The sequence below is a fragment of the Mycobacterium sp. genome, assembly GCF_052145595.1.
Classification (GTDB): Bacteria; Actinomycetota; Actinomycetes; order Mycobacteriales; family Mycobacteriaceae; genus Mycobacterium.
The window spans coordinates 1-7,100 of the sequence record NZ_JBKQOI010000304.1; the positions used below are offsets into that span (position 1 = coordinate 1).

General features: G+C 66.0%; 6 protein-coding genes. 3 read left to right on the forward strand and 3 right to left on the reverse strand.

The annotated features are described in order from the left end of the window. Positions 1-1,018 (reverse strand): phosphotransferase family protein (locus ACLP4W_RS25785; protein ID WP_442390226.1); only part of this gene is annotated, 1,018 nt, incomplete at its 3' end. After that, on the reverse strand, positions 1,015-2,151 hold the full coding sequence (locus ACLP4W_RS25790; RefSeq protein ID WP_442390227.1) for a hypothetical protein: 1,137 nt from the start codon (positions 2,149-2,151) through the stop codon (positions 1,015-1,017). The genes ACLP4W_RS25785 and ACLP4W_RS25790, both read right to left, overlap by 4 nt. A gap of 111 nt (positions 2,152-2,262) precedes the next feature. Between ACLP4W_RS25790 and ACLP4W_RS25795 the strand changes: the two genes are divergently transcribed. Next, positions 2,263-2,883: a TetR/AcrR family transcriptional regulator gene (locus ACLP4W_RS25795; protein WP_442390228.1), complete on the forward strand. Its 621-nt coding sequence runs from the start codon at positions 2,263-2,265 to the stop codon at positions 2,881-2,883. 110 nt (positions 2,884-2,993) lie between these two features. Then, a complete protein-coding gene (locus ACLP4W_RS25800; RefSeq protein WP_442390229.1) occupies positions 2,994-4,142 on the forward strand; it encodes a phosphotransferase in 1,149 nt (382 codons plus the stop codon). A 61-nt stretch (positions 4,143-4,203) separates the two neighbouring features. Here the strand turns inward: ACLP4W_RS25800 and ACLP4W_RS25805 are convergent, their stop codons facing one another. Next, on the reverse strand, positions 4,204-4,998 hold the full coding sequence (locus ACLP4W_RS25805; RefSeq protein ID WP_442390230.1) for an SDR family NAD(P)-dependent oxidoreductase: 795 nt from the start codon (positions 4,996-4,998) through the stop codon (positions 4,204-4,206). Between the two features lie 335 nt (positions 4,999-5,333). Here ACLP4W_RS25805 and ACLP4W_RS25810 point away from each other — a divergent pair, with 335 nt between their 5' ends. Beyond that, positions 5,334-7,094: an N-acyl-D-amino-acid deacylase family protein gene (locus ACLP4W_RS25810; RefSeq protein ID WP_442390231.1), complete on the forward strand. Its 1,761-nt coding sequence runs from the start codon at positions 5,334-5,336 to the stop codon at positions 7,092-7,094. Positions 7,095-7,100 lie beyond the last annotated feature (6 nt).

Consider the following 7,100-nt stretch of genomic DNA (forward strand, 5'->3'; position numbering starts at 1 on the left):
GTTCGTCGATGCCGAGTTCGCCGAGGCCGACTTTGGTCATGAGCGAGGTGCCGTAGGCGGCCAGCACAAGTTTTTGATCATCGCTGTGGCCATCCTCGATGAGCATCGCGCCGATGAGGCAGATGACGGCCATCTTGTAGGCGTTGAACGCGCGGTACCACGGACGGTTCCGCACCTCGATTCCGCTGACCGATTCGTAGTGCGCGAGCAGGGCGTCGATGGGCAGCGCCGCGGCGTGGCTGTTTATCCCGACGGGCTGTATCCACAACATTTCGAGCCAGCCGATATCGGTCAGGGGATCACCGACGGTCGTCATCTCCCAATCGAAGACCGCGCTGACCTCGCCGTCAGTGAAGGCGAAGTTGCCCGGTTTGGCGTCGCCGTGAACCAGGGTTACCTTCGGACACGGGTCTGGCTTGCGTACACGCAGCGCCTGGTAGAGCCGTTCCAGGGCGGGTAGGCGGTCGCGCTTGACCCGGTTCATCTCCGCGGCCCAGTGCGCGAGTTCACGGTCGAGGTGGTCACTGCCGTCATCGAGCGCGGCCAGCCCGGTCCGGTCGAGGTCGACCGAGTGGATCGCCGCGAGTTGTTCGACAAGGCTTTGACACATCCGCACCACGGTCTGGTCGGACACGTCGGCGGGTGCCTCCATTTCGTACACGGCGCCGGCGGCGCGTTCCATCACGAAGAACGGCCTGCCGAGCACGTCGCCGGTTTCCTCGAGCCACAGCGCCCGGGGAACGCGGACGTCGGTGTCTTCTAATGAGCGCAAGATCGTGAACTGACGCAGGAGGTCGTAGGGCTCCAGCAGCGCGGGTGGTTTGGGCCGCAGACGCAACACCACCTCCTGGCGGCTGTCCTGGTCGCCGCCTCGCGTGACGACGCTCAGCATCATCATCTCGGCCGAATGTCCGAAGCTCACCCGGTCCAGGCCCTCGACGCGGACGTCCTCGGCGTCGGGCAGTCGCGTGCGCAGCCAGGCGGACAAACGCTCAGCTATGTTGGCGTCCAACGTCATTGACGAACTCCTTCGCTGTCTGCCGGCAGCCGATCGACCGGGGTCTTGTCCTGGGTGAACGCCGACATGTCCATCGCCGTCCAGTTGGGATAGCGACGGTAGCCCTGCCCACCGAGCAGCAATTCGAAAATGCCCCAACCGGTGGCGCCGTCGAGCTCGAAGCGCATCAGCTGGTCCAGTGCGATCGATTTGCCCTCGGTCTCGGCCAGTTGCTCGGGATTGGTGCTGTTCCAAAGGAAGTGGATGAAGTAGGCGCCACCACCCAGATCTTCATACTCGCAGTGCGACATCGGCAGCCCGTAGTAAGCGTTGACGTCCTGATGCGGGGCTTCGGCGGCGACGCGGTAGCTCTTGCCCTCCTCGTCGGTGAACAGCAGGACCGCACGAGCCGGCCGCTTGCGGTCGCCGTCGAATTCGACGTCGTGCTCGATCTTGACGAATCGCTTTGACAAGGTACCGTCCGCGTGGGTGATGCCGCCGTCGACGTAATTCACCGTGCCGTCCGATGATTCGATGATCCAGGCTTCGATGGCATAGTCTTCGAAACCGGCGTCAAGCCATAGCCAGAAGTCAATCTTGTCGGAGACGCGCACGCCGAAGGTGCGGTCGCGACCGCCGTGAAACCCGTCGACGCTGAACCGCTCACCCTCGATCTGCACCCAGCCGCTCCACCGGCCGGGTTCTTTCATGTGATACATGTCCGCCAGCATCTGGCCGTCCCTGCCCCGCACCTTCATGGGCAGCAGCTCCCACATCGGCGCGGTGGGTTCGTAGTAGAGCTCCCATTTGATTCCGGACGCATTGGGTTCGACGTCGAGGCGCCACTTCTTCAGCGGCTCGACGCAGGTCCAGCGCATGGGCCCGGCGCTCAGGTCGCCGCGGTCGTCACCTGTCACCGGCCGGCCCGACAACAGATCCCAATGCCGGCCGTCGGCGAGGCTGACCTTGACATAGCCCAGCCCGCCGCCGGTGTTCGGGTTGTTGCCATAGCCGCTGGCCAACAGCATCGTCCCGTCCGGCGACGCGGCGAAGAAGTAGCACCGATCCGACCACGTCGGATCGGGATCGTGCACCTGGTCGAAGGTCGTCGGAAGCTGGTGGGTGAACGACTCGTCCGCGGCAGAATAACCCATCATGGCCCTCTCTGGCTGGCTAATTGCTTGGTAAGCAAGGGGATTCGGTGCTAAGCGCGCTGGCCTTGCGCATCAGAGAAGCAGCACAACGCATCCCGTAACATCTGCGCCATGGAACCGAGCCGGCGGTGGGGCGACGACCGCGCGATCCTCGATGACGAGGAAGCCCGCAGGCGCATCCTGGATGCCGCGGGCCGCTGCATCGTGCGCCGTGGTAACACTCAGTTCCGGATGGGCGAAGTGGCCGACGAGGCCGGGGTGTCGCGCTCGACGGTGTACCGGTACTTCCCCGGCCGCGATGACGTCCTGCTGGGCCTGATGCTGATGCGTGTCGACCACGCGCTTGGTGATCTGGTGCGCTCGCTGCCCGCTCCTGACGACCCCGTTCGGTCGGTGCCGGAGATGGTACTGGCCCGCGTCGAGTCAGTGGACGGCAATCCGCTGAACGAGGCACTGTTCGCCGCCGAGAGCACCGCCGTGGCCGCGGCCCTGGAGAAGGGTTCGGAGCCCATCGTGGAGTTGCTGTTGCGGCACTACGAACCACTGCTGAATCGCTGGAAGCTGGCGGGACGTCTCTACGACGATCTGGATCCCCGATCGATCGTCCAGTGGTTGCACACGACCATATTGTTCTTGCTGGCGCCTTCATGGCGGTACCGACCCGCAGCCGACAAACGTGAATTCGTCGAGCGGTTTGTGGTGCGTGCACTGGTGCCACAGATCAGACAATAATCGTGTATTGTCTGATGTCCAGACGTTCGGCTGCTTTTGTCTGACGGCGCGCTGTGCCAATCGGGCGGCCCGCCGCCGCTGGCAGGGGTCCCCAATAAGAACGGACGGATATGAAAAACCCTGTGGAACAGGCATTCTCCGTCGTCGGCCTGGCCGCCCATCTGGGCCGTGGAGTCGGCCGGGTGGCCACCGACGCGGCGGTGAGAGGCTGGCGGGGATTGCCCCGCACGGTCGAGGACATCGACGCCGCGGTCCTCTCTGACGTCATGGGAACCACCGTGCGATCGGTCCGTGTCCTTCGCAGCGACGCGGGGACTTCGTCGCGGGCCCGGCTGGTGCTGACCGGAAAAGATGTACCAGAGTCGGTGTTCGTCAAGATCGCGGCAAAGACCGCCGCGACCCGCCTGATGGGTGAACTCGGCCGGCTGGGACACACCGAGGTGCGCTTCTACAGCCAGCTCGCACCGCAACTGACCGGTGTCCCGAAAGCCTACGGCGCGGCATTCGACGCCTGGACGGGCCGGTACCTGTTGGTTCTGGAAGACCTGCCCGCCGAGTCGTGCGAATTTCCCGACACCTTGCACCCGATTTCCGTTGACCAGGCAAGCCTCATCCTCGAGTTGCTGGCCGAGTTGCACGCCACCTTTTGGGACCGCCTGCCCAGCAACGGGCGCGGGCCGCTCGGATGGCTCTACACGCCGTCGGGCGACGTCACCTCCTTGTTGACCGGTTCACTGATGAACACATCGATCAAGCGCCTTGCCGAGCGCACTTCTTTCCCTGTCGACATCCCCATTGAAAAAGGCCGCTTTATCGCCGACAACTACCGCGCCGTCGCTGCCCTGATCGACAGACCCCCACATACGGTCATGCACGGCGATGCTCATCCCGGCAACATGTACTTCCACGGCGGCAAGGCGGGGCTCCTGGACTGGCAGGCGGTGCGGCGCGGCCACCCCTCCCGTGAACTGGCCTACACCCTGATCACCAGCCTGACGCCGGAAGACCGCCTTGCGACTCAACGCGACCTGCTCGACCACTACCGACGCGCGCTCGCGGCGGCCGGTGGACCCGAGCTGCATCGCGACGATCTGTGGCTGCGGTACCGGCAGGGGGCGCTCTACGGATACGTCGCTCCGCTGATCACCGCGGGAATGGGTGGGATGCAGGTCGAGAACATCGCCATGGAAGGTCTGCGGCGCGGTGTGGCAGCACTTGATGATCTGGAAACCATTGCGGCACTGAAGGGTTCCATGTAGCCGGTGATGCGCGCCGTGAGCGCGCCCCTTCATCCTGCGCGCAGAAGCGCTCCTGCTGTGGTTATTTCACTTGATGCGGCACGCCGGTGAGCAGCAGTTCCATGCTGCGCCGCGGCGCTTCGGACAACAACGGAGCGAGCACGGCTCGCTTCGGGATCCGCACGTGCCTTCGGCCCTTCTGTACGGCCTCAACGACCTCATCGGCCACCTTCTCGCGGGGGACGTCGACCATGAGCCGCGTGCGGTAGAAGCGCCGGAAGGACTTGGCCGTTGGCTCATAGTCGTCGAGTCCGGCCAACATGTCGGTAGGGACCGGCCCGAGCTCTACGAGGGTGGTGCCGATCGGCAAGCCGCGGAGGTCGGCCCGCAGCCCGGCGGTGAAATGGGACAGCGCTGCCTTCGATGCACAGTAGGCGACCAGGCCGGGCACGACACCGCAGCCCGCGTTCGAGGAGATGTTCACGATGTGGCCGCCGCCGCGCTGAAGCATCCGCGGGATGGCCTGCCGACAAAGCTCGGCCGGCGCCAAGTAATTGACCTCGGTGACTAGGCGCAGGTCGCCATCGGGCGCGTCGGTGAAGGCGGCAGGTGACCCGACCCCGGCGTTGTTCACCAGGACGTCGACTGGCCCGGCTTCGTCCTCCACGTGGCTGATGAGGGCGTCGACCTGCTTAGGGTCCGAGAGGTCGGCGGGATGGGCCGTGCCACCGAGCTCGGCCGCGAGCGCCCGAATGGAGTCCTCGGTCCGAGCAACGAGTGCGACCGTGGCCCCTGCCCCGGCGAACGCACGGGCGAAAGATTCGCCGATGCCTCGTGACGCCCCAGTGATCAACACACGCTTCCCGCGCAGCTCCATGGTCGGAGCGTACGCGCACCGTTGGGGCGCGGCGTTGGTACCAGCTCCGCGCCGCAATGTGGCTGGCGGCGCACGAGTCGCGAGACCGCCGCCAGCCGCAGCACCGGGCCGTAGGCCGCCGCTCGCAGCCAAACCAGCAGTTCAGGGGCGGTGCACCGCCCGAGGGATCGGGGTTCAAAGTCTACGCGGCGTTGTGGGCGCGTCGGCGGAGAAAGCCTCGGAAGTTTCATTGACTCGACGTATCGCCAGGAATATCGTCAGAAGTTACGCTACGTCGCGTAGCGTAATGTCGCGCGTCTCGCGTTGACGGCGCACGGCGACAAGGAGAGGCTCTCATGTTCGATCTGAAGATCACCGGTGGCACCGTCGTCGACGGCACGGGCGCCGAGCGCTACCAGGCCGACGTCGGCATCAAGGACGGCGTGATCGTCGACGTTGTTCGTCGCGGCGCCAACGACCCGGAGATGGCCGGCGGGGCTGCCGAAACCATCGACGCGACAGGGCATGTGGTGGCCCCCGGTTTCGTCGACATCCACACCCACTACGACGGGCAGGTGAGCTGGGACAGCCTGCTCGAGCCGTCCAGCGGTCACGGGGTCACCACCGTGGTCACCGGGAACTGCGGCGTCGGCTTTGCCCCGGTTCGGCCGGGCCGGGAGGCATGGCTGATCGAGTTGATGGAGGGTGTCGAGGACATCCCCGGCACCGCGCTGACCGAGGGCATCACCTGGGGCTGGGAGACCTACCCCGAGTACCTCGACGCGATCGGCAAGCACAAATTCGCGATCGACGTGGGCAGCCAGGTCGCCCACGGCGCCATCCGCGCCTATGCGATGGGCGAGCGGGGCGCCCGCAACGAGCCGGCCACACCCGACGACATCGCGGCGATGGGCCGACTGGTCACCGAAGCGATCGAGGCCGGCGCGCTCGGATTTTCGACGTCGCGCACGATGGGACACCGCGCGATGGATGGCGAGCCGGTGCCCGGCACGTTTGCCGCCGAGGAAGAGCTGTTCGGTCTTGGCCGCGCCATGGCGGCCGGGGGCCAGGCGGTGTTCGAGCTGGCCCCGCAGGGATCGGCGGGTGAGGACATCGTCGCCCCGAAAAAGGAGCTGGACTGGATGCGGCGACTGGGCGGCGAGATCGACCGACCGGTGTCGTTCGCTCTGATCCAGGTGGACGCCGATCCGAAATTGTGGCGCGAGATGCTGGACCTCTCCGCGGACGCGCACGCGGCGGGCAGCCGGCTGTACCCCCAGGTCGCGGCGCGCCCGTTCGGCATGATGATCGGGTTCCAAGGCCATCACGGTTTCAGCCATCGGCCCACCTACCGCCGATTGCAGGCCGAATGCAGCCGAGAGGAACTCGCGCAGCGCCTGGCTGATCCCGCGGTGAAGGCCGCGATCCTGTCCGAGGACGACCTGCCCGCGGACCCGACCCTGTTGTTCGACGGGATGTTTGCCCTGGTGCAGCACTCCCTGAAACGTCTGTACGCGCTCGGCAATCCGCCCGACTACGAGCCCACCCCGGACCGCACCGTCGCCGCCATCGCCAAGGCGCGCGGCGAGGACCCGCTGTCCACCCTGTACGACCTCATGCTCGAGTCGAACGCGACCGCCATGCTGATGCTGCCGTTGTTCAATTACGCCGACGGCAACCACGAAGCGATTCGCGAGATGATGCTGCACCCCGCCGGCGTGCTCGGGCTTTCCGACGGGGGCGCCCACTGCGGGATGATCTGTGACGCCTCGTACCCGACCTTCCTGCTCACTCATTGGGCGCGCGACCGTCAGCGGGGCGAGAAGCTGTCGCTGGAGTACGTGATCCGCAAGCAGTCTCGCGACACCGCCCACCTGTTCGGCCTCACCGATCGGGGCACCATCGAGCGGGGCAAGAAGGCCGACATCAACGTCATCGACATGGACGCGCTGACGCTGCACCCCGCGGCGATGGCCTTCGACTTGCCGGCCGGCGGAAACCGGATCCTGCAGGGAGCAAGCGGATACGCGGCGACGATCGTCAGCGGAACGGTGACGCGCCGAAATGATGTCGACACCGGGGCGCGGCCCGGCCGGCTGGTGCGCGGAGCGCGTTAAGGGTCC

Bases quoted from the DNA above. Each gene is read 5' to 3' on its own strand.
- ACLP4W_RS25790 (WP_442390227.1), bottom strand. From the start codon at position 2,151: ATGGGTTATTCTGCCGCGGACGAGTCGTTCACCCACCAGCTTCCGACG.
- ACLP4W_RS25795 (WP_442390228.1), top strand. From the start codon at position 2,263: ATGGAACCGAGCCGGCGGTGGGGCGACGACCGCGCGATCCTCGATGAC.
- ACLP4W_RS25800 (WP_442390229.1), top strand. From the start codon at position 2,994: ATGAAAAACCCTGTGGAACAGGCATTCTCCGTCGTCGGCCTGGCCGCC.
- ACLP4W_RS25805 (WP_442390230.1), bottom strand. From the start codon at position 4,998: ATGGAGCTGCGCGGGAAGCGTGTGTTGATCACTGGGGCGTCACGAGGC.
- ACLP4W_RS25810 (WP_442390231.1), top strand. From the start codon at position 5,334: ATGTTCGATCTGAAGATCACCGGTGGCACCGTCGTCGACGGCACGGGC.